The following is a 21,558-nucleotide window of genomic DNA, read 5'->3' as shown; positions in this document are numbered from 1 at the left end:
TCTCCCACCGAGGCGTCGCCGCGACGGTGGGTCCGACGCCGGTCCGACGCCCGACCGACCCGGGCGGTTCCCTCGGTCGGGGCGGGCCCGCCCTCGAACCGGCCCGGATTGTCGGCGGCGGGCGGCCGGGATCGGTACGGTAATCGACGCGATGTCGTGTCGGGGACGGATCGGCGACGGCCGCGGCACGAGGTGAACAGGTAACGGGACACGGGGGGCACGATCGTCATGACGCAGTCATCGCCACCGCGGCGACAGGCCGCCGGACCGACGCCGACGCCGTGGGGCGCGCCGCCGGAACCCGCTCCGGCCCGCGGGCCGGCCGCACCGCGCAAGGTCCTGGTGATCGTGGTGAGCGTACTCATCACCGCCGCCTCCGCCGCGGTGATCACCTTCCTCGTGTTGTGGCTGCACAACGTCGGCCAGTCGGTCGGACACGTGGACCGTCGCGACCTCAAGGACCTGCCGGGCCCGCACGAGGTCGGGCTCGGCGCACCGGTGATACCCGGCACTTCGGGAGCCGCCGCGTGAGCACCCCGCAGAACCCGAGTGATCCGCAGGACCCGTGGGACGAGCACCGCCGTGCCCGAGCGGCCTCGTCCGAGCAACCACCGTTCGCGCCGCCGCAGCCGACGCCGGCCGACCCACCGCCGTTCGCGCCCCCGCAGCCGACACCGTCCGACCCACCGCCGTTCGGGCCGCCCGGGTCGAACACGTCGGGCCGCCCCGGCTTCGCCCCGCCCCCGGCACAGGGCCGGCCGCAGCCGTACAACCCGACCCAGGGGCAGGCACAGCCACACGCCCCGGTCCAGGGGCATCCGCAGCCGCATGTCCCGCACCAGGGACAGGCGCAGCCGTACACCCCCGCCCAGGGGCAACCGCAGCCGCACGTCCCGCACCAGGCGCAGCCGCAACCGCACGCCCGCCCGGCGCCGTATCCCCAATCCTCCGGCGGCGGCGGTTTCGTCGCGAACCCCAACCTGCCGCTGTACGACACCCATCCCCCGGCCGGCCCGCACACCTACCCGCCGCCGCACGGCGGTCCCGGCGGCCCGACCGGCCCGGGTTCACTCCCGCCCTACGGCCCGGGAGGCCCCGGCGGCCCGGCACCGACACCCCCGTCGTCCCCGATGCCGCTGCAACCGGCGCCCTCGGACCACCACTTCGTCTTCGGCCCGCCGCTCGACCCCAACCGGGTCCGGGCACGGCGGGATCGCCCGGTCCTGCTCCGCAGCGCGCTCCTGGCCCTCGCCGTGCTGGCGGTGGCCGGCGTCGGCGCGGTCCGGCAGGCGGTCAAGGACGGCAACGACTACGCCAACTCCGGCGAACACGTCGCGGTCTCCTGGGCGTTGAAGGAGGGCCGGGACGGTCCCAAGCCCCCGGCGAACGCGGCCAAGGACGCCCGTACCCTCGAGGGCACCTGGTTCCAGGGCGACACCGTGGTCCGCTCGGAGCGCGCCCGCGTGGTGGCGTACCGCGTCGACAGCGGAGCCACCGTCTGGGAGAAGCCGCTCCCGGGCGGCGCCTCGATGTGCGCCGCCGGCGCCGAGACCGACGGGACGATCGCGGTGATCGTCTACGGCGTCGGCAGCGACTGCGACCGCGTCGCGGGCGTCGACCTCACCTCCGGCACCGAGGTCTGGAGCAAGCCGCGCACCGCCAAGGGCACCCCGGCCCAGGAGCGGGTGGCCGTCTCACACGGCGTGGCGGTCAGCGGCGACACCGCGTTCCGGATCAGGGACGGCGCCCAGCTCTGGACCGCGAACACCGTGGCGGCCGGCTGCCGGGTCACCGGGTTCCGAGGAGGCGCAGCCCTGGTCGCCAACGGACAATGCGCCGGCGCCGACACCGTTTGGGCCCTGGACCCCACCACCGGCAAGCCGGCCTGGACACACATCCTGCCCAAGGGCGGGCCGCCCGGCGCCTCCCCGGTCGTGGCCACCTCGCCGGTGATCGTCAACGAGCCGACCGGCACCGGCGGCGCGACCCGACCCACGGTGCTGACCGACCGCGGCGAACCCGCGTTCCCGATCGATACCGGCAATCCCCTGGTCGGCGACGCCCATGGCACCGCCCCGCGCCTGCTCGCCGACGAGCGCACCATCTACGTCCCCGGCAACAACGGCCGGTCCGTGCACGCCTCGTCCTCCCCCGGCGCCAACCAGATCATCGCGATCGACCGGGCGAGCGGCCGGGTGCGCTGGATCTCCGAACTACCCGCCGCGGTCAAGGTGGTCGGCCTGAGCGTGGACAGCAAGGCCGCCCCGATCGCGGTCGAGCCGGACGGCGCCCTGCGCGTGTGGGTCAACGCCCGGGGCAGCAAGCCGCCGCGCCTGGTCCGCTTCGACCCGAACGACGGCCACATCACCGTCCTCGACGAATACCCGCTGCGCCTGGGCGTCTCGCTCGCGGAGGCGATGCCGAAGCCCTTCGAGCACGACGGCCGCCTGTTCCTGGTCGACGAAACCACCACCGGCCTGGGCTACCGCCTGATCGCCGGCGCCCGCCGGTCGTCCTGAACCCGCCCGCGGTCGCGCCGATCGACGTCCGGCGCGACCGCTGCTGGGGTGTCTTCAAGCCCTAGCGGGACGCGCCCTGGGCAAGGCCCCGGGTCTGCGGCGAGCGGGACCCCCACGGGCCGCTGCGCCAGGTGATGCCGTTCCAGCGACCGAGGCGGCGGATCTCCCACACGCTCAGCGCGGTGATGATCAGCGATCCGCCCACGCCCACCGGGAGTTTGATGTTGTCCGGCACGATGTCGGAGCCGGCGAACAGCGGGTTGTCCGTCTTGATCAGCAGGTCGGTCAGGGTGAAGGTCCAGGCCAGCCACATCGCCATCAGCGCGGGCAACATCGGGTGGCCGTCGGCCGCCGAGAACAGATGCTGGGCCACCTGCCAGATGGCCACCACGGCGAAGCCGAACACCCAGATGCCGACGACCATGGACACCCACGACAGGACCAGTTGCACCATCGTGCCGTCGGTGCGCAGCGTGTTGGTGTTGCTCCCGAGGCCCGCGCCCCTGCGGCAGCCCCAGGCCACCGCGACGCCGATCACCGGGACCACCAGGAACAGCCCGACCGAGCGGACCGGGTGGATCAACTGACGCATGGTCAGCGAACGCAGGTGCGGCCGGGCGAAGAGCACCAGGAGGCAGCCGATCAGCACGATGCCGATCATCCCGTACACCGGTAGCAGGACCATCCGGCGCACCATCGCCGACGCCACCTCGGCCACCACCTGCGCGCCCTGGATCCGGGTCGTGGTGGCCGACTCGCCGGAGCCCTGCTTGCGCTCCTGGTAGAGGCCGCGCAGGAACACCGCCAGCACGATCATCAGCCCGAGCCACGCGCGCACCCGGTTGAGGTTGCCCATCAGCCCGTCGGGCTTGCCGATCCGGTGCGCCGGCCGCAACATCCGGTGCGCGAGCACGCCCGGGACCACCACGGAGGCGACGTTGGCGATCCAGCGCCGCTCGATCTGCGCGGCGGTCTCCACCGGCGCGTGACCGGGCCCGGTCCCGGGTGCGTTCGGGTGTGGACGTACGTCCGGCTGCCGGCCGACATGGGCCATCGCTCGAAACCTCCCCGCAGAACGACCACTCGAGCCGCACCACGGTAGCAACGGCCGCCGGCTGCCGCCGGAGGTCCGGGGCGGGCGAGGCGAATCCCCCGATTCAGCGCGTCGCGCCGGCGCCGATCCGGGGTGCGATGCCCGCGAGTTCGGCCAGACGCCGGGCCGAGTCCACGCGGCCGGCCCGGTCGTGGCTGCTCGTGGTGACCAGGAACTCGTCCGCGTCGGTGCGGGCGAACAGGGCCGCCAGGTCCGCCGCGACGGTCTCCGCCGTGCCGGCGATCCGGTCGCGCCGCGCGGCGTCCAGGTGTTCGCGCTCGCGTGCGGTGCGCGCGGCGGCGCGAATCTCCTCGGCCGGGATCAGCGGCGGGAAGGTACCGCGGGTGCGCGAATAGGCCGCCGCCCACGCCTCGGGCAGCAGCAGGTCGTCGGCCGCCTCGGCGGTATCCGCCACGGCGACCGTGCCGGCGAGCACCACGTAGGGTCGCGCGGACCAGGTGGACGGCCGGAACGTGGTCCGGTAGCGCTCGATCGCGCGCAACATGCGCTCCTCGCCGATCGCCGCGGCCACCACCAGCGGTACGCCGGCCGCTGCCGCGTGATCCGCGCCCGCCCCGGTGGCCAGCACGAACGGCGCCGGGCGCAGCCCTTCGGCGGGGCGCGCGTGTACGCCCGGGTGTGCGTCCTGGGTGCCCAGGAAGTAGCCGAGCAGTTCGGCCAGCCGCTCCGGGAAGTCCTCCGCCGCGTCCTTGCCCCGCCCCAGCGCCGCGCGGATCCCGTCGGTGAAGCCCACGGAGCGCCCCAGACCCATGTCGATCCGCCCCGGGTACAGCGCCTCCAGCACCCCGAACTGCTCGGCCACCACGAGCGGTTGGTGGTTGGGCAACATCACCCCGCCGGTGCCGACCCGGATCCGCTCGGTCGCCGCCGCCACCGCGGCGGCCAGCACGGTCGGCGCCGACCCGGCGACCCCCGGCACGCTGTGGTGCTCCGCGACCCAGAAGCGGTGATACCCCAACCGCTCCACCTCGCGGGCGAACGCCACCGCGTGCCGCAGCGCCGAGGCGGGGTGCTCACCGCGGAGCGTCAACGACCGATCGAGCACGGAGAACCGCACCTGCGGCGAAAACACGTTCACACGAGTGCCAACACGTCGGAGCCCGACGAATTCCCGATCCCGGGCACGTCGGCAGCCGGCCGATCAAGCCCTCGCCCCAGGGGGACATCCCCGGGCCCCGGGGGACGTGCGTCGGCGGACGCGGTTCGCCCGGGGATGTCCCCTTCCACCCGGCGCGGAGGCGGCACGCCGCCGGGTGCCGGGACCGATGGCCTCTCCGGTCCCGGAGTCGATGTCGCGGCGCGCTCCCGCAGGTGTGGGAGCCGCGCCCCGACCCGGCACTCTCAGCGCTCCCGCAGGTACGCCCCCGCCACCGCGCGCAGGTGGTCGTGCCGTCCCTCGTAGGCGCGCTGCCGGCCCAGCGTCGCCTTCGGGAGCTTGGCCACCATCGTGTAGTTCGTGTCGCACACGTTGGCGGCCGGGGCCAGGCCGGCCTGGCTGACCAGCTGATAGGCGTCGAGCAGGTCCAGGTCCAGCAGGCCCGCCGTCCAGTCGACCAGGTCGCGCTGGCTGATCCGGTAGGCGTCCTCCAGCGGGCGGGCCGAGCCCGTGGTCATCAGGTAGCGGTCGTTCTCCAGGCGCGGCGACACCGGTGCGCCGCCCTTGATCAGGTCGACCACGATCACCGTGCGCATCGCGGCCTCCACCGCCGTCCCGCACACCTCCCCCTCGCCCTGCCGGGCGTGGCCGTCGCCGATCGAGAGCATGCCGCCCGCGACGTTGACGCCGAAGTACGCGGTGGTGCCGGCGCGCATCTCGGGGGTGTCCATGTTGCCGCCGTGCGCCCCCGGGGTGATCGACATCAACGTCTCACCGCCGGCCGGCGCCACCCCGACCGTGCCGTGCATCGGGTCGAGGGGCAGCTCGACCGAGAAGTCGCTCTTGCGGGCCCGGAAGCGGCAGACGCCCGCCTCGACGTCCAGGTCGTAGACCCAGACCCGTTCCTCCAGCGGCGCGTGCAGCATCGCGGTGGTCGGCGTCGCGGTCAGCGCGCCGAAGTGCGGGAAGGTGCTGGAGATGCCCCAGTCCCGGGCGGGCGAGATGTCCACGAAGTGCACCGCGAGGGTGTCCCCGACCTCGGCGCCCTCGACCGCGATCGGGCCGGTGACGGGATTGAGGTAGGGGAACTCGCAGACCGCGCTGGGCAGATCGTCGAAGCCCTTGACGTTGCCGCCGAAGCAGTCCTCGGTGGACAACTCGACGATGGTGCCGGGGCGCACCGTCACCAGCGGCCGGCGACCGCCGAAGGTGTAGGCGTACTGGTGGTAGGTCGGCCGTAGCGAGACGACTTCGAGCAGGGTCATACGGGTTCCTCGAGCGGCTCGATGGCGGAGATCTTGGGCCGGCGGCCCGCCAGGACCAGACCGGAGAGCAGGGCGAGGCCGATCGCGAACCAGATCGTGCCCAGGCGCTGCGCGTCGTCGTCGGCCTTGTAGACGACGTACGCCAGAATCGCGAAGCCGATCGAGGGCGCGATCAGGTGTCGCCAGTAGTCGCGGCTCTTGTGCCGGACGAGGTAGTGCACGACCACCGAGACGTGCAGGACGAGGAAGGTGGTCAGCGCGCCGATGTTGACCAGGCTGCTCAGTTTGGTGATGCCGTCGTCGCGGGTGCTGGTGTACAGCCCGAGTGCGAGCGAGACGGCGGCGGTGAGCAGCGTGGCGTTGACCGGCACGCGGTGCTTGGGGTGCACCTTGGCCAGGATGGACGGCAGTTGCCGGTCGCGAGCCATCGCGTAGAGCAGGCGTGAGGTGGCCGCCTGGGCGACCAGCGAGTTGGCGAAGCCCCAGGCGACGGCGGTGGCCACGGCGGTGAGCTTGGCCAACCAGCCGCCGGCCGCGACCCGGGCCGCGTCGTAGAACGCGGTGCCGTCCGGGTCGCCGTTGGCGATCAGCGCCTTGGGATCCTCCACGAGGAGTGAGGCCACCCAGGTCTGCACGATGAACAGGGTGCCGGCGAGCAGCAGCGCGGCGACCATCGAGCGGCCGATGGCCTTGGCCGAGTCCTTGTTCTCCTCGGACAGCATGGAGATGCCGTCGAAGCCGAGGAAGCTCAGCGCCGCGATCGAGACGGCGCCGAAGGCCAGGCTCCAGGAGAAGGTGTCGCCGTTGTACAGCGGGGTGAAGTCGAAGCCCCGGCCCTTGCCGTCCATCAGCGCGACCACGCCGACGACCACGAACAGCAGCAGGACGATCAGCTCGCCGATCAGCATGATCTTGTTGACCTTGGCGGTCATCTCCACGCCGAGGTAGTTCACCGCCGTGTTCAGCAGTACGAAGCCGACCACCCACATCCACACCGGGATCGAGCCGACCAGCGAGTTCATCGCCACGGCGGCGATCAGGTAGAGCAGGCCGGGGACGAGGATGTAGTCGAGCAGGATCATCCAACCGGCCAGGAAGCCCACGGGCGCGGCGATGCCGCGACCGGCGTAGGAGTACACGGATCCGGCCATCGGGAAGGCCTGGGACATCTGCGCGTAGGACAGCGCGGTGAACATCATCGCGACCATGCCGATGATGTACGTGAGCGCGACCATGCCGCCGGAGCCCTGGAACACGCCGCCGAAGATGCCGAACGGCGCGATCGGGACCATGAAGACCAGGCCGTAGACGAGCAGGTCGCGAAAACTCAGCGAGCGGCGGAGCTCTTGCTTGTAGCCGTACTTCTCGATCGACTCGGGTCCACCGGTCGGGTCGGGTCTGCCGGTGGACCCGGGTCTCGCGGCGGATTCGGGCGCGGGGACTTCGCTCATGGTGATCTCTCCTCGGGACGACCCCGAGGGGTCTCGGAGAGACCCTAGATCCAGTTATTTCCAAATGGAAGTACTTTCGCGGCGTGGAAGCACGGCGAAATCCAGCCCCTCCGCCCGCGCGAGGAACACCTGCCGGCGCGGCGGGCCGAGCGGCGACCGCGCCCAGGCCGCCCGGGTACCCTCCGGATCCCCGTCGAGCAGGCGATGCACCGCCGCCGCCAACCCGTTGGGGCCCAGCGCGTTCCACGACGCGAGCGCCGCGACCAGGTGCAGCCCGTCGTACAGCCCCTCCGCGTAGGCATCCAGAACCGGTGCGTCCGGCCCGAACAGCGCCCGGTGCCGCTCGGCCAGCCCCAGCCGGCGATCGTCGGTCTGCGACGCGAACGACTGCATCACCGCGTACATCCCGCCGGTGTCGTCGCCGCCGTAGGCCAACAGGCCGTTCTCCTCCAGGGACCCGGAGAGCCGCACCAGGATCCGGTCCAGACCGGCGTGCCGCAGCGCCCGGTTGAAGTCGACCAGGTCCCGCCCGATCAGGCTGAGCAGCAGCGCGTCGGCCCCGGTCGTGCGCAGCCCCGCGAACAACTCGTCCAACCCCTCGCGCACCGCGCCGAAGGCGACCCGCCGCTCGTACACCACACTGCTGCGTGCCTCGGCGATCAGCCGGGCCGCCGCACGGTGCGTGGCCTGCGGCCAGATGTAGTCGTTGCCGATCAACGCCCAACGGCGCAGCCGGTGTTGCCGGGTCAGCCAGCCGATCGACTCGCGCAGCTGCCGCATCGGGTCCACCCCGGTGCACACCACGCCGGGCAGCCGCCGACCGCCCTCGTGCGGCGGGGTGAAGATGTACGGCACACGTCCGGTCACCACCGCCTCGATCGCGCGGTGCACGTCGCTGGTGTGGAAGCCGACCAGCACCTCCACCGCCCCGGCGTCGGCGAGTTGTCGCACCTGTGCGGCGACCTCGGCGGGTGGGACTCCGGCATCCACCAGCACCAGTTCGAGCCGGCGGTCGTGCACCCCGCAGGCGGAGTTGATCTCGTGCGCCGCGAGCAGCGCGGCATCCACGGCGGAGGGGCCGATGATGCCGAGCGCACCGGACTGGGGCACCACGAGGCCCACTCGAAGCACCTGGGGATTCCGGTCGGAATACAGCGCGTCGAGCGGCTCGATCAGGACTGTCTCGACGCTCATCAGGCGAGTAAGTATGCTCCTGAGAACGGTCCGGTGAAGGGGTGATCAGCATGTCCGCCGGCGAACTTGCCGAACGCGCCGTCGCACCGCCGCTTCTGGTCGAGGCGCTGACCGTCGCGCAGCGCCGACTCACCCGCACGCTGACCGTCGCCCTGACCGAGGAGGACTGCACCCTCGACCAGTGGTTGGTGCTGCGCACCCTGGGCGACGGCACGGGGCGGTCGATGGGCGAACTGGCCCGGGCCCTGGTGATCCCGCAGGCCACGCTGACCCGGATCGTGGACGCGCTGGTGGACGGCGGCCACATCTACCGCCGCCAGTCCGGGGCCGACCGCCGCCGGATCACGGTCCACCTGTCCCGGCGCGGTACGGACCGACTCGCCCGGCTGAACGCGCTGGCCGAGGCACACGAGGCGGCCGTGCGCGCGGCGTGCGCGAGCGAGGACCCGGCGGCCCTGCTGGCGTTCCTGGCCGGGCCCGACGCCGCCTGACCGAACCTGGGTCGAGCCGGCGCCGAACCGGGACGAGCCGGCGTCCGGCCGGCCGCCGGCCCCCTCACCGCCCGCCGAGAAACCGCGCCGTCACCCCTACCCCCCGCGCCGCCACCTCCCCCGGCACCCCGCTCGCCACGATCCGCCCGCCGTGCACGCCGCCGCCCGGCCCCAGGTCGATCAGCCAGTCGGCGCCGGCGATCACGTCCAGGTCGTGCTCGACCACCACCACCGTGTTGCCCGCGTCGACCAGACCGTGCAACTGCCGCATGAGCAACTCCACATCCGCCGGATGCAGACCCGCCGTCGGCTCATCCAGGACATAGAGCGTGTGGCCGCGCCTGGCCCGCTGCAACTCGCTCGCCAGCTTGATCCGCTGCGCCTCGCCGCCGGACAGCTCGGTCGCGGGTTGGCCCAGGCGCAGATACCCCAGCCCCACCTCGCGCAGCGTGGTCAGACTGCGCGCGGCGGCGGGCACGTCGGCCAGGAAGTCGGCCGCGTCGTCCACGGTCAGCCCGAGCACGTCCGCCACGTTCAGCCCGCGATAGGCGACCTCCAGGGTGGCCGGGTCGTACCGGGCGCCGTGGCAGGTCGGACACGGCGCGTACGTACCCGGCAGGAACAACAGCTCGACCGCGACGAAGCCCTCCCCCGCACAGGTCTCGCAGCGCCCCTCGGCCACGTTGAACGAGAACCGGCTCGCGGTCCACCCGCGCTCCCGGGCCGCGTCGGTCTCCGCGAACAACCGGCGTACGGTGTCGAACAGCCCGGTGTAGGTGGCCAGGTTCGAGCGCGGCGTGCGCCCGATCGGCTTCTGGTCCACCCGCACCAGTCGGTCGATCACCCCCAGCCCCTCGACCGCGCGCACCTCGCCCGACACCGGCCCGCCGTCCTCGTCCGGCTCCGCCCCGGCGCCCAGGTGCGCCGCCGTCACCTCGGCCACCACCCCGCCGACCAGGCTGGACTTGCCCGACCCCGACACCCCGGTGACCACGGTGAACACGCCCAGCGGGAACGCCACGTCCAGATCGCGCAGATTGTGCAGGGTGACCCCGGTCAACGTCAGCCACGCACCGGCCGGCCGCGGCTCGCGCACCGGCGGCGGGCCGGCCGGGAACAGGAAGCGGCGCGTCGCCGAGTCGGCCACCTCGCGCAACCCCGCCGGCGGCCCGCTGTACAGGATCCGGCCGCCGGCCTCGCCCGCGCCCGGCCCCACGTCCACCAGCCATCCGGCCCGGCGCGCGACGGCCATGCGATGCTCCACCACGAACAGGGAGTTCCCGGCCGCCCGCAGCCGGTCGAGCACCACGAGCAGCGCCTCGGTGTCCGCCGCGTGCAATCCGGCCGACGGCTCGTCGAGCACGTACACCACCCCGAACAACCCGGACCGCAACTGGGTGGCCAGGCGCAGCCGCTGCAACTCGCCCGAGGACAACGTCGGCGTCTCGCGCGCCATGCCCAGATAGCCCAGCCCCAGCTCGACCAGCACCGCGATCCGCGCCACCAGGTCCGCGCAGATCGTCGCGGCGGCCTCCCCGTCCGGCTTCGCCTCGGCCAGCACCCGGGCCGCCTCGGTCAGCGGCAGCGCGACGAGCGCGGCGATGTCGTACCCGGCGAACGTCACCGCCAGCGAGGCCGGCCGCAACCGCCGACCGTGGCAGACCGGACACGGCCCGCTGCGCAGGAAACGCTCCACCCGCTTGCGCTGCGTCGCGCTCTTCGAGGTCGCGAACGTCTTCAGCACGATCCGCCGGGCACTGCTGTACGTGCCCTGATAGTCGCGCTGGATCCGGCTCGCGTCGCGCACCGGATGCACGGTGACCACCGGTTGGTCGTCGGTGAACAGGATCCAGTCACGCTCGGCCTTCGGCAGCTCGCGCCACGGCCGGTCCACGTCGTAGCCGAGCGTGGCCAGGATGTCCCGCAGATTCTTCCCGTACCACGCACCCGGCCAGGCGGCGATCGCCCCGTCCCGGATCGACAGGTCCGGGTCCGGGACCAGCGACGCCTCGTCGACGTCGTGCACCCGCCCCAGCCCGTGACAGTTCGGACAGGCCCCGGCGGCGGTGTTCGGGGAGAACGCGTCCGAGTCCAACCTCGGCGCGCCCGGCGGATACTCCCCCGCGCGGGAGAACAACATCCGCAGCGAGTTCGACAACGTGGTCAGCGTGCCCACCGTCGACCGCGACGTCGGCGCGGACCGCTGCTGCCGCAGGGCGATGGCCGGCGGCAATCCATCGATTTCGTCCACGTGCGGCGCGCCGACCTGCTGGATCAACCGGCGCGCGTAGGGCGCGATCGACTCGAAGTAGCGCCGCTGCGCCTCCGCGTACAGCGTGCCGAACGCGAGCGAGGACTTGCCCGACCCGGACACCCCGGTGAACACCACGAACGTGTCGCGCGGGATGTCCACGTCCACGTCCCGCAGATTGTGCTCCCGCGCCCCGCGCACTCGCACATACGGATCGTGCTCGCTCATCCACCCGCTCCTCGCCACACCGCTCTTGGCCGCACCCACCGGAAGGTTGTCGTATGCCCGCGTGAGGATGATCCACAACCGCACTCACCGAGTTCCTTCCTTCCCCGCCCCCGAGATCGGCCCGAACGAACGGCATCAACGAATTTCCAGCCGACGGGAAGCGACATTTGCGGACCACTCGAAGTTATCGGCACCCCATATTCGGTCGACTTCGACAGGCAGCCTGGCGCGGGCCGGGAAATTCCTGCTTACGTGTGCCCGCCCATCCGATCGTTTTCCGCGAAAGAGGACACCTTGAAGCTTCGTCTCACCGTCACCGCCGCGTTCTTCGCGGTTGTCACACTTTTCTCGTCCGCCACGGCATCGGCGACCGATGAACCTCTGCCGCGCCCGGGACCGCTCCCCGCGGCCTCGACAACCGGCGAGAAGCCCGCAGGCTCTCGAACCGCCGCCGAGGTCCAGGCACTGATGAAGGCCGACGGGCGAGGGATCTGCTATCGGGCACATCTACGCGATATCGGCTGGCAGACCTACTACTACTGCAATGGTGACGGTTGGGTCGGCGGCGGCAATGGTGCCGCGCTGGAAGCCCTGGAAATCACCGTTTGGGGCGTCGGCGGTACCTGGTATTCCGGGCACGTCAGTGACATCGGCTGGAACCCCAACCCGATGGAACTCGCCAACGACGGGCAGCAATTCTGGGTGGGCACGACCGGTCTGGCCAAATCGCTGGAGGCGCTCCGCTTCCACGTGGGCTCCGGCACGATCGCCGCCTCGGTCTACGACACCCAAGGAATCTGGTACGGGAACGTAAACCCCTACGTACAGGTGGGCACCACCGGTCAGGCCACGCCCTTGGCGTCCTTCTGGGCCCGAGTCTGAGCACGCGCGGGCCCCGGGTCGGCATCGATCCGGGGCCCGCCGACGCCCCGAGCCGGCACCTCTGGTGATCGTCGGGCATCGGCGCTAGCTTCGGCGCGCGCCGGGTGGCGGCGCGTGTGAGGGGGCGTCGATGGGGTTGGACGGGATCGATCCGCGCACGCCGGTCCTGGTCGGGGTCGGGGTGGCGGATCAGCGCCTGGCCGAGGCCGGGGCCGGGGTGGGCGAGTTGGAGTTGATGGCGCGGGCCGTCGAGGACGCGGCCGAGGGGCTCGGCGGGCTGCTCGGGGCGGTGCGGCGGGTCCTGGTGCCGCGCGGGACCTGGCGGCACGGCGATCCGGGGCGGTGGCTGGCCGAGCGCTTCAAGCTCGTCGACGCGCACACCACGTTGGCCGAACTGGGAGTCCTGCAACAGTCGTTGCTCACCCGCGCGAGCACCGACATCGCGGCCGGCCGGGTGGACGCGGTCCTGGTGGTGGGCGGCGAGGCGGCGCATCGGCGGCTGCGCGCCCGGATCGCCGGGGTCGAGTTGGCGGATCCGGTCGCGGACGGCGTGCCGGACACGGTGTGGGCGCCGGGCGCGGACATCCTGGCCCGGGTCGAGATCGATCGCCATCTGGCGGTGCCGGCCCGGCAGTACGCGGTCCTGGAGTCGGCGATCGGCGCCGCACGCGGGGTGTCGCCGGCGCAGGACGCCCGGGAGATCGCGGCGCTGTGCGCGGAGTTCGCCGCCGTCGCCGCCGAGGGCGGGCGGTCGATCCGCGGCCGCACCGTGTCCGAGGACGAGTTCTTGGCGCCGGTCGGGCGTAACGCGTGGTTGGCGAGCCCCTATACCAAGTGGCACTGCTCGCAGATGAACGTCGACCAGGCCGCCGCGTTGGTGTTGTGCTCGGTGGAGACGGCGCGCCGGTTCGGCGTCGCGCGCGAGCGGTGGGTGTTCCCGACGGTGGCGGCGGAGTCGAACACGATGGTGCCGCTGGTGGCCCGGCCGGACCCGGCCCGCTCGCCGGGTTTCGCGGCGGTCGGCGCGGCGCTCGGGCCCGGGGCGGCCGACGCGGCGCATGTGGACCTGTACAGCTGTTTCCCGGCGGCGGTGCGGATCCAGCGGCACGAACTGGGCCTGGCCGGGCGCGCCGATCGGGAACTGACCACGACCGGCGGGATGGCGTTTGCGGGCGGTCCGCTCAACACGTACGCGCTGCACGCCACCGTCGAGGTGGCCCGGCGGGTGCGCGAGGGCGGGGACGGGCTGGTCACCAGCGTGTCGGGCATGGTGACCAAGCAGGCCGGGGCGCTGTGGTCGACGCGCCCCGCTCCCGGCGGCTTTCGCGCGGTGGACGTGAGCGCCGAGTTGCCCGCCCGCCCGGTGGACCCGGACTACGCGGGTCCGGCGCGGGTGGTGGGCTGCACGGTGGCCTTCGACGGGGGCGAACCGGCGGTGGCGATCGTGGTGGTCGAGGGCGGCGGGGTGCGCTCGGTGGCCTCCTCGACCGATGCGGACGTCCTGGCGTCGATGCGCACGGACGCGTGGGTCGGCCGGGCGGTGCGGGTGGCCGGGGCGGCGTTCGAGCCGGCGTAGGGCCGGCCGGTGTGGCGGCTGTCGGCCGAGCCGTCGGGGCGGCGGCGTCCGGGTATCCACCGTGCCGGGTGTCCGCCGTGCCGGGAGATGGGATCGATCGTGGCGGGTATCCGGGTGGCGACGTCGCGACCGCGACGCGCTATCCGCTTGGAGGTCGCCGTGACCGACCCGTGGCCCGACCCGCTGCCCCCGGTGCCGCCGATGCCGATCCCCCACCCGCTGCCCGAACCCGGCCCGGAGCCCCTGCCACCCGACCCGGGCACACCTCCGCCCCCCGACAAGCCGGAACCGGCCCCCCAGCCGGGCCCGGCGTCCTGAACCGGCGCACGGGGAGCGCTTCGCCGGGCGTACGGCCGACCGTCGCGCGCCGACTGTCGGCCGACCCGGCGAAGCCGGCACGCTGAGGGCATGGACACGACGATCCCCGAACCACGCACGCCGGACCTGGTGATCCGGGTCGGGGGTGCCCGCTGGCCGTCGCCGGCCGAGATGCGAGCCGAGTTGCCCGAGGACGTACGCGCCGAGTTCGAGCGGGACTTCGCCGCCGCCCTCGCCCACGCCCAGGACACCGGGCAGTTGGCCCTGCTCGCCGATCTGCTCGCCGGGTGGCAGCGGCACCTGATCCTGCGCCGCACCGGCGACTACGAACGAGTCCTCGAACGGTCCGCCCGACTGCACGCGGGCGAGGAACTGGAAACGGTGCCCGCCGCCGAGACCAGGCGCACATGAGCTACCTCGTGGTGTACGACGCGCCCGCCGCCCGGCAGAAGGCGGGCCTGCCGCGGCCCGCGGTCGCCGCGCTCAACAACCTGGAGAGTGCGCTGGAACGTGACCCGTGGAGCGTCGGCGGCCGGATGCACAGCGGTCTCAAGACCATGCGCGAAGCCGCGTTCGGAGCCTTCGGTTTCATCACCTTCGTGATCGAGGACAACCGCGTCCGAGTCACCGTGATGAACGTGGTCTGGACCGGCTGAGCCCGCGGGGCGCCGCCCCGACGCCCCGCCCGACGACGCGGCGCGGGGCCGCCGCGACGCGGGTCAGCGAATCGGCACCTCCGCCAACGTGCGGGCGATGACCAGGCGTTGGATCTCGCTGGTGCCCTCGAAGATGGTGTAGATCGCACTGTCGCGGTGCATGCGCTCGACCGGGTACTCGCGGGTGTAGCCGTTGCCGCCGAGGATCTGCATCGCGGCCGAGGTCACCCACTTGGCGGTCTCACCCGCGTACAGCTTGGACATCGAGCCTTCGGCCGCGGTGAACGGCTGTTTCGTCGCGGCCATCCACGAGGCACGCCAAGTGAGCAGGCGGGCCGCGTCGATCCGGGTGCGCATGTCGGCGATGGTGAACGCGACGCCCTGGTTGTCGATGATCGGCCGGCCGAACTGCTCGCGGACCTGGGCGTATTCCAGCGCCACCTCGTAGGCGGCGCGCGCGATGCCCACGGCCTGGGCCGCGACCGCCGGGCGCGACGACTCGAAGGTGGCCATCGCCGCGTTCGAGCGCGCGGAGGTGCCGGACCTGGCCCGCGCGATCCGCTCGTCCAGCTTGTCCTTGCCGCCGAGCAGGCAGTCGCCGGGCACCCGGACGTTGTCCAGGATCACCTCGGCGGTGTGCGACGCGCGGATGCCGTGTTTCTTGAACTTCTGTCCCTGGGACAGCCCCGGCGTGTTCGGCGGGATCACGAAACTGGCCTGGCCCCGCGAGCCGAGCGTGGCGTCGGTGGTGGCGACCACGACGTGCACGTGGGCGATACCGCCGTTGGTGGCCCAGGTCTTGACCCCGTTGAGGATCCAGTCGCCGGTCGCCTCGTCGTAGTCGGCCCGGGTGCGCATCGAGGAGACGTCGGAGCCGGCGTTCGGCTCGGACGAGCAGAACGCGGCGACGCGGACATTGTCGGGCGTACCGAACAACTCGGGTGCCCAGGTGATGATCTGCTCCTGGGTGCCGTTGGCCACCAGGCCCGCCGCGGCGAGCGCGGTACCGGACAGCGCCAGGCCCAACCCGGCGTCGCCCCAGAACAGTTCCTCCATGATCAGCGGAATGCTCAGGCCGGTGGGGTCGAAGGCCTGGGCGCTGAAGAAGTCCAGCGAATAGAGTCCGATCTTGGCGGCTTCCTGGATGATCGGCCAGGGGGTCTCCTCGCGCTCGTCCCACTCGGCGGCGGCCGGCCGCATGGTCTCCGCGGCGAAGGTGTGCACCCAGTCGCGGATGGTGGTCTGGTCCTCGTTCAGGGCGAGGCTGAAGGCGGTCATGGGTGGCGGGCCCCCGGGACATCGTCGAATTGTTACCGGCTGGTAGCTTGAGTGTGTCGCCGTCGCCGTGGGGGCGTCAAGGGGCGTCGGGAGGTCTCCACGATTCGCCCCGCGCCACCGCGCCCGATGCTCAGATGCCGGGCCGATAGCGGATCGGATGCTCGTCCGGGACCTGCACCACACAGATACGCACACCGTCGGGATCGGCGATCCACATCTCGTCGAGCCCCCACTCCTCGCGGCGCGGTGCGCGCAGCACGGTGGCGCCCCGGTCCACGAGTTCGCGGTGGATGGCCGGCAGGTCCCGCACCTGGAGCCACAACCGCAGATCCTCGCCCCCGGGCCCGCCGCCGGTCGCGGTGCCGGAGACCTCGAGGAAGCCGCCGCCGAGAAAGAACACCGTCCCGCGATGGATCCCGGTACCGAACTCGCGGGCGATCGCGAGACCGAGTACGTCGCGATAGAAGATCAGCGAACGCTCGGGATCGACGGGGCGCAGCAGGATACGACCGGAAAGTACGTCCATCCTCCGAGTTTCGCCCCGATTCGGCCGTTTCCAACCCTCCCCGAGCCGAACCCGGGAGAGCGATTCCCCGGTCGGACGGACGCGCGGGCCGGCGAAGGGGGCGGGCGCGGGCGCGGGTGGGCGGAAAGTGGCCGGCTGCCGCCGGGCCGGGCCGGCAGGGTGGGCGGTCGACGAAGGGTGGTAGCGCATGGTGGGGAACGCGGAGCGGGTGCGCGGGAGCATGTTCGGGTTGGCGTACGGGGACGCGTTGGGCGCGCCGACGGAGTTTCTGTCGTACGCGCAGATCGTGCGCCGGTACGACCTGCCCGGACCGATGGATCTGGAGGGCACGCCGGCCCAGGTCACCGACGACACCCAGATGGGCCTGGCGGTGGCCCGGGCGGTGATCGACGCGCGCGCCGACGACGGGGCTTTCACCGCCGAGCGGCTGACCCCGCTCCTGGTGGACCGGTTCCTGGCCTGGTGGGACTCCCCCGACAACACCCGCGCGCCGGGCCACACATGCCTGTCCGCATGTGCGGAGCTGGCCGCCGGACGGGCCTGGCCCGACGCCACCCGGCGCGGCTCCAAGGGCTGCGGCGCCAACATGCGGGTCACCCCGCTGGGCCTGCTCGACGGCGTCGACGAGGCCGACCGGTGCGGCGCCGCCCAACTCCAGTCCGCGATCACCCACGGACACCCCACCGCGCTGGCCGCCTCGGACCTGACCGCGACCGCCGTACACGCGCTGCGCACCGGCGCGCCGATCGCCGAACTCCCCGCCCTGCTGCGCGCGCACGCCGAGGCGCAGCGCGAGGTGTACCGGGGCGACTGGCTCGGCGACGACCTGTGGCGCGGCCCGTTCGCCGACACCCCGGAGGGGTTCGTCGCGCGCGGCTGGGACGAGTGCCTGGCCGTGCTCGACCGGTTGGACCAGGCCGTGGCGGAGGGCGACCGCCGCGCGGACCCGTGTCGGATCACCGGCGCCGGGTGGATCGCCGAGGAGGCGCTGGCCACGGCGGTGTTGTGCGTCCTGCTGTATCCGGACGACCCGCGCTCGGCCGTCGCCCGGGCGGCCGGCTCCTCCGGCGACTCGGACTCGATCGCCGCGTTGGCCGGCGCCATGATCGGCGCCGCACACGGCATCGACGTCTGGCCGGCCGCGTGGTCCGAGCGCATCGAGTACCGCGCCGAACTCGCCGAAACGTCGGCGGCCCTGGCCCGGTAGACCCGCGCGCCGGCGGGTTCGAACGTCGGATCGACGCCCGCCTTGCATATCCGTCGGGATTCTTTGCGAAGATTCACGGATGGGAAAGATCCATGCCGCCGACCGGGCGGCCTTCGCGTGGGTGGCCTCGCATCATGTGCCGTGGGCGAACAAGGCATTGCCGGCCTTGTCCCGGGCGGCCAACCATTCGCGCCTGTGGACGGTGACCGGTGCGGGGATGGCGCTTTCCGGCGGGCGCAGCGGGCGCCGGGCGGCGTTGCGCGGCCTGGGTTCGGTGGCGCTGGCATCGACCGTGAGCAATGTGCTGCTCAAGAGCTGGGTGCGCCGGCCGCGCCCGGTGATCGACGCGGTGCCCATGGCGCGTCGGCTGAGCCGGCAGCCGTGGACCACCTCGTTCCCGTCCGGGCATGCCGCGTCGGCGGCGGCGTTCGCCACCGGTGTAGCGCTGGAGTCGCGCCCGCTGGGCGTGGCGGCCGGTGCGCTGGCCGGCTCGGTGGCCTTCTCCCGGGTGTACACGGGTGTGCACTACCCGGGTGACGTGCTCGCGGGCGCGGCGCTCGGCGCGGGCCTGGCGGCGGTGACGCTGCGCTGGTGGCCGACCCGCCCGGCGGAGGCCGCGGCCGCACCGCAACCGCGCGGCAAGGTGCCGTCGCTGGTCGACGGCGACGGCCTGGTGGTCGTGGTGAACGCCTCGGCCGGGCCCGAGGGCGACACCGCACAGCGGCTGCGCGAACTGCTGCCCGCCGCGAAGGTGGTCGAGCGCGGCCAGGACGGCGACCTGGTCGCGCTGCTGTGCGAGGCGGCCCGGGAGGCGCAGGTCCTCGGCGTCGCGGGCGGCGACGGCAGTGTGAACTGCGCGGCGCGGATCGCGCTGGATCGGGGCATGCCGCTCGCGGTCTTCCCGGCGGGCACGCTCAACCACTTCGCGGGCGACCTCGGGCTGACCCGGCTCGACGACACCGCGCGGGCGCTCGCCGCGGGCGAAGCGGTCCTGGTGGACGTCGCCGAGCTCCAGCGCGACCACTCGCACCCGTTCTCGGACGACGGCGAGGAGTTGGGCCCGGAGTTGTTCCTGAACACGTTCTCGCTCGGCGTGTACCCCGATCTGGTGCGCTTCCGCGAGGAGTTGGAGCGCAAGATCGGCAAGTGGCCGGCCATGCTGGTCGGCCTGGTCCGGGTGTTGCGGGACGCGGGTCCGGTGAAGATGCGGGTCAACGGTCGGCCGAGGTCGTTGTGGCTGATCTTCCTCGGCAACGGGGAGTACGCCCCGGAGGGCTTCGCGCCCACCTATCGCCCCGACCTCACCGACGGCCTCCTCGACGTACGCATCGTCGACGCCTCCCGTCCCCTGGCCCGCACCCGGCTGGTCGCCGCCGTACTGTCCGGCACACTCGGCACCTCGCGGGTCTACGAGGCGTCCACGGCGCGCACGATGCACCTGTCCGAGATCCAGGAGGGCGCCGAGCTCGCGGTGGACGGCGAGGTCCGCCCCGGCGCCTCCCAGCTCCGCATCGCCAAGGGCCGCCGCCTGATGGTCTACCGCCCGGACGGCGCCCTCCGCGACTGAGCACGTTCCGGCCGGCCGGCCGGCCGCGTCGGCGGGCCGCCGACGTGAGGGCCTTCCCGATAGCGGACGCGGGGGTCCGTGGGGGCTAATGGTGCGGGCGGGGGCGCCTGTGCGGGTCCCGCGGGCCCCGGTGGAAACCGGTGGGCGGGTTCCGCGCGTGGTGGGGGTGCGGGGCCCGAATCGGGGCACCGCTACGGTGTGGGCCGCCGGTCGGATGGGCCGGGGATACAGACAGGTTTCGATCGGGGGCAGTGGTGGCGGTTTCGGGCGCGATATCCGGGTCGGCCGGACGCGTGGCGACGGTGTTGGCGGCGGGCCGGATGGCCGCCGGGGTGGTGTCGTTGGTGGCGCCGCGGGGCGGGGTGTGGTTGCGGCCCACGGCGGCCCGCGAGGCGTCGCTGCTCGGCCGCGGTCTGGGCGCGCGCGACGTGTTGTTGGGCGCGGGTGTACTGCGGGCGCTGGCCTCCGGGCGCGGCACCGCCGAGTGGGGCTGGTTCGCGGCGGCGTCGGATCTGGTCGACGGGGCGGGCGGGGCGCTCGAATGGCGGCGCCTGACCCCGGCGGAACGCACGTGGGTGGGCGCGGTGTTCGCGCTGGCCGCGTGCGAGGTGGCGGTGGCGCTGTCCCTGGCCGGCGGGGAAACCGAGGCCCTGGAGGGCATCCTCCCCGTCGTCCCCGAGTAGGCCCCCCGGGCCCATCACCCGCAACCGCCTCCGTCGCGTCGGCGTCCTCCGTACCGCATCCGCCACGCCGGGTTCCCGTCCCGAACGGCCGTCGTCCACGACGCGGTCGGCCGCTCATCGCACGGATCCCGGCTCGACCCCGAGGAGACCCCACCGTGGCCGTCAGCCTCAACCACACCATCGTCCCGGCGACCGACCACCGCGCCGCGGCCCGGTTCTTCGCCACCGTGATGGGCCTGGAGGAACTGCCCCCGGCGGGCGCCGACGGCCACTTCGCCCCCGTGCGGGTCAACGAGCAGCTCACGCTCGACTTCATGACCGTGCCCGGCGCCGGGGGGCACCATCTCGCCTTCGACGTCGACCCCGACACGTTCGACGCGATCCTGGCCCGGATCCGCGCGGCCGGGATCCCGTACGGCAGCAGCCCTCGCGACCGGACCAACGGCCGCATCGACCATCCCCTGTGCCCGCGCGGCCTGTTCTTCGCCGACGACTCGGGCAACCTGTACGAGGTCATGTCCCCGGCCTGAGCGACCGAACCGGCCCGACCCGCCTCGGCCCCGGCCCTTGCACCCCGATGCAAACCTTTCGAGGGATCCGCACCGGTTGCGGTTGGCCGATCGGCTCGACCCGACGTGGGAGATCGCGTTCACCCTGCATCTCCTGCGAAGCCGGGAGCCGGGCCTCGTGTTCGCCGCGTGGCGACAGGAGGTGTGCGCCGCGCTGGGGTCGGCCGACCCGACCCGGGCGGTCCGCGAACTCGCCCGGCTCCATCCCCGCTCCGAGCCCTTCCCCGATTTCCTGGTGCCTCCGGGTACGGCCGGCGACCTGGACACCGGCATCGCCCGGGTACTGGCCACCCGGTCCGCCACGATCGCCGCCGAACCGGCCCAACTGGCGCCCGGCAAACGGCCGTTGCCGACTTGGGCGGCGGCGCCGGTCGATGGCGAAGCAGCCGGTCTGCGGCACTTCGGCCGTCTGCTGCGCGCCTATCACACGATCGCGGTCACCCCGTACGCCTCCCGGGCCGCGACGGCGTTCGAGGCGGATCGGGCGCAGCATGCGGAGGCGGTGCTCTCCGGCCCGGTGCTCTCCGGCGCGGTGCTCTCCGGCGGGGTACGCGGCCTCGGCGGCTTCCCGCCGCAACTGATGTCGTGGCACGACGACATCCTGAGCACGCCCTGCCCGGTCGACGCCGACATCCGCGCAGACGGCCGGTCCGGCGTGATGTCGGCTCCGCCCGCGCCGCCGCGCCG

General features: G+C 73.1%; 20 protein-coding genes. 11 read left to right on the top strand and 9 right to left on the bottom strand.

Translation table 11 applies throughout. The annotated features are described in order from the left end of the window. The first annotated feature begins 228 nt into the window (after positions 1-228). Both ACMXN5_RS29795 and ACMXN5_RS29790 read left to right on the top strand, forming a co-directional pair. On the top strand, positions 229-531 hold the full coding sequence (locus ACMXN5_RS29795; RefSeq protein WP_395790055.1) for a hypothetical protein: 303 nt from the start codon (positions 229-231) through the stop codon (positions 529-531). Then, a complete protein-coding gene (locus ACMXN5_RS29790; RefSeq protein WP_439677838.1) occupies positions 528-2,519 on the top strand; it encodes an outer membrane protein assembly factor BamB family protein in 1,992 nt (663 codons plus the stop codon). Before ACMXN5_RS29795 ends, ACMXN5_RS29790 begins: the two co-directional genes overlap by 4 nt. A 61-nt stretch (positions 2,520-2,580) precedes the next feature. Here ACMXN5_RS29790 and ACMXN5_RS29785 read toward each other — a convergent pair whose 3' ends face one another. The 5 genes from ACMXN5_RS29785 to ACMXN5_RS29765 form a co-directional block, all read right to left on the bottom strand. Next, entirely contained in the window at positions 2,581-3,573 is a 993-nt protein-coding gene (locus tag ACMXN5_RS29785) for a hypothetical protein (RefSeq protein ID WP_439677837.1), read from the bottom strand. Between the two features lie 103 nt (positions 3,574-3,676). Continuing rightward, entirely contained in the window at positions 3,677-4,711 is a 1,035-nt protein-coding gene (locus tag ACMXN5_RS29780; protein ID WP_439677836.1) for an MsnO8 family LLM class oxidoreductase, read from the bottom strand. Positions 4,712-4,974: 263 nt separating this feature from the next. Next, positions 4,975-5,994 (bottom strand): acetamidase/formamidase family protein, encoded by a 1,020-nt coding sequence (locus ACMXN5_RS29775; RefSeq protein WP_439677835.1) that lies wholly within the window; start codon positions 5,992-5,994, stop codon positions 4,975-4,977. Beyond that, complete coding sequence (locus ACMXN5_RS29770) at positions 5,991-7,445, bottom strand: APC family permease (RefSeq protein ID WP_439677834.1); 1,455 nt, start codon at positions 7,443-7,445, stop codon at positions 5,991-5,993. Before ACMXN5_RS29770 ends, ACMXN5_RS29775 begins: the two co-directional genes overlap by 4 nt. 54 nt (positions 7,446-7,499) lie before the next feature. Next, complete coding sequence (locus tag ACMXN5_RS29765; RefSeq protein WP_439677833.1) at positions 7,500-8,639, bottom strand: substrate-binding domain-containing protein; 1,140 nt, start codon at positions 8,637-8,639, stop codon at positions 7,500-7,502. A 50-nt stretch (positions 8,640-8,689) separates the two neighbouring features. Here ACMXN5_RS29765 and ACMXN5_RS29760 point away from each other — a divergent pair, with 50 nt between their 5' ends. Further along, positions 8,690-9,130, top strand: coding sequence for a MarR family winged helix-turn-helix transcriptional regulator (locus tag ACMXN5_RS29760; RefSeq protein WP_380001746.1), 441 nt, complete (start codon positions 8,690-8,692; stop codon positions 9,128-9,130). A gap of 64 nt (positions 9,131-9,194) precedes the next feature. Here the strand turns inward: ACMXN5_RS29760 and ACMXN5_RS29755 are convergent, their stop codons facing one another. After that, the gene (locus ACMXN5_RS29755; protein WP_439677832.1) at positions 9,195-11,609 is read right to left on the bottom strand and encodes an ABC transporter; all 2,415 of its coding nucleotides are present in this window, start codon (positions 11,607-11,609) and stop codon (positions 9,195-9,197) included. Positions 11,610-11,903: 294 nt separating this feature from the next. Here ACMXN5_RS29755 and ACMXN5_RS29750 point away from each other — a divergent pair, with 294 nt between their 5' ends. The 4 genes from ACMXN5_RS29750 to ACMXN5_RS29735 all read left to right on the top strand — a co-directional run bounded on the left by ACMXN5_RS29750 (position 11,904) and on the right by ACMXN5_RS29735 (position 15,041). After that, on the top strand, positions 11,904-12,491 hold the full coding sequence (locus ACMXN5_RS29750) for a hypothetical protein (RefSeq protein ID WP_439677831.1): 588 nt from the start codon (positions 11,904-11,906) through the stop codon (positions 12,489-12,491). Between the two features lie 130 nt (positions 12,492-12,621). Next, positions 12,622-14,067, top strand: a complete 1,446-nt coding sequence (locus tag ACMXN5_RS29745; RefSeq protein ID WP_439677830.1) for an acetyl-CoA acetyltransferase — start codon at positions 12,622-12,624, stop codon at positions 14,065-14,067. Between the two features lie 408 nt (positions 14,068-14,475). Then, the gene (locus tag ACMXN5_RS29740) at positions 14,476-14,796 is read left to right on the top strand and encodes a DUF6247 family protein (RefSeq protein WP_439677829.1); all 321 of its coding nucleotides are present in this window, start codon (positions 14,476-14,478) and stop codon (positions 14,794-14,796) included. Further along, positions 14,793-15,041 (top strand): hypothetical protein, encoded by a 249-nt coding sequence (locus tag ACMXN5_RS29735; protein ID WP_078974019.1) that lies wholly within the window; start codon positions 14,793-14,795, stop codon positions 15,039-15,041. Before ACMXN5_RS29740 ends, ACMXN5_RS29735 begins: the two co-directional genes overlap by 4 nt. Positions 15,042-15,104: 63 nt before the next feature. On the opposite strand, the gene ACMXN5_RS29730 is transcribed toward ACMXN5_RS29735, so the two are convergent. Together ACMXN5_RS29730 and ACMXN5_RS29725 are read right to left on the bottom strand one after the other, a co-directional pair. Further along, positions 15,105-16,319, bottom strand: a complete 1,215-nt coding sequence (locus ACMXN5_RS29730; protein ID WP_439677828.1) for an acyl-CoA dehydrogenase family protein — start codon at positions 16,317-16,319, stop codon at positions 15,105-15,107. Positions 16,320-16,449: 130 nt separating this feature from the next. Further along, positions 16,450-16,845: a VOC family protein gene (locus tag ACMXN5_RS29725; protein ID WP_439677827.1), complete on the bottom strand. Its 396-nt coding sequence runs from the start codon at positions 16,843-16,845 to the stop codon at positions 16,450-16,452. 187 nt (positions 16,846-17,032) lie between these two features. Between ACMXN5_RS29725 and ACMXN5_RS29720 the strand changes: the two genes are divergently transcribed. From ACMXN5_RS29720 to ACMXN5_RS29705, 4 genes are all read left to right on the top strand, one after another. Continuing rightward, positions 17,033-18,052 (top strand): ADP-ribosylglycohydrolase family protein, encoded by a 1,020-nt coding sequence (locus tag ACMXN5_RS29720; protein WP_439677826.1) that lies wholly within the window; start codon positions 17,033-17,035, stop codon positions 18,050-18,052. A 79-nt stretch (positions 18,053-18,131) separates the two neighbouring features. Next, entirely contained in the window at positions 18,132-19,619 is a 1,488-nt protein-coding gene (locus tag ACMXN5_RS29715) for a phosphatase PAP2 family protein (protein WP_439677825.1), read from the top strand. A gap of 251 nt (positions 19,620-19,870) precedes the next feature. Further along, the gene (locus ACMXN5_RS29710; RefSeq protein ID WP_439677824.1) at positions 19,871-20,302 is read left to right on the top strand and encodes a hypothetical protein; all 432 of its coding nucleotides are present in this window, start codon (positions 19,871-19,873) and stop codon (positions 20,300-20,302) included. 155 nt (positions 20,303-20,457) lie between these two features. Then, on the top strand, positions 20,458-20,832 hold the full coding sequence (locus ACMXN5_RS29705; protein ID WP_439677823.1) for a VOC family protein: 375 nt from the start codon (positions 20,458-20,460) through the stop codon (positions 20,830-20,832). Between the two features lie 462 nt (positions 20,833-21,294). On the opposite strand, the gene ACMXN5_RS29700 is transcribed toward ACMXN5_RS29705, so the two are convergent. Beyond that, positions 21,295-21,504 (bottom strand): hypothetical protein, encoded by a 210-nt coding sequence (locus ACMXN5_RS29700; RefSeq protein ID WP_439677822.1) that lies wholly within the window; start codon positions 21,502-21,504, stop codon positions 21,295-21,297. Between the last annotated feature and the right edge of the window lie 54 nt (positions 21,505-21,558).

It is taken from the genome of Embleya australiensis (assembly GCF_051903075.1).
In the GTDB taxonomy this organism is placed as follows: domain Bacteria; phylum Actinomycetota; class Actinomycetes; order Streptomycetales; family Streptomycetaceae; genus Embleya.
The sequence above is the reverse complement of the archived record's forward strand: the minus strand, read 5'-3'. Positions and strand labels throughout refer to the sequence as shown.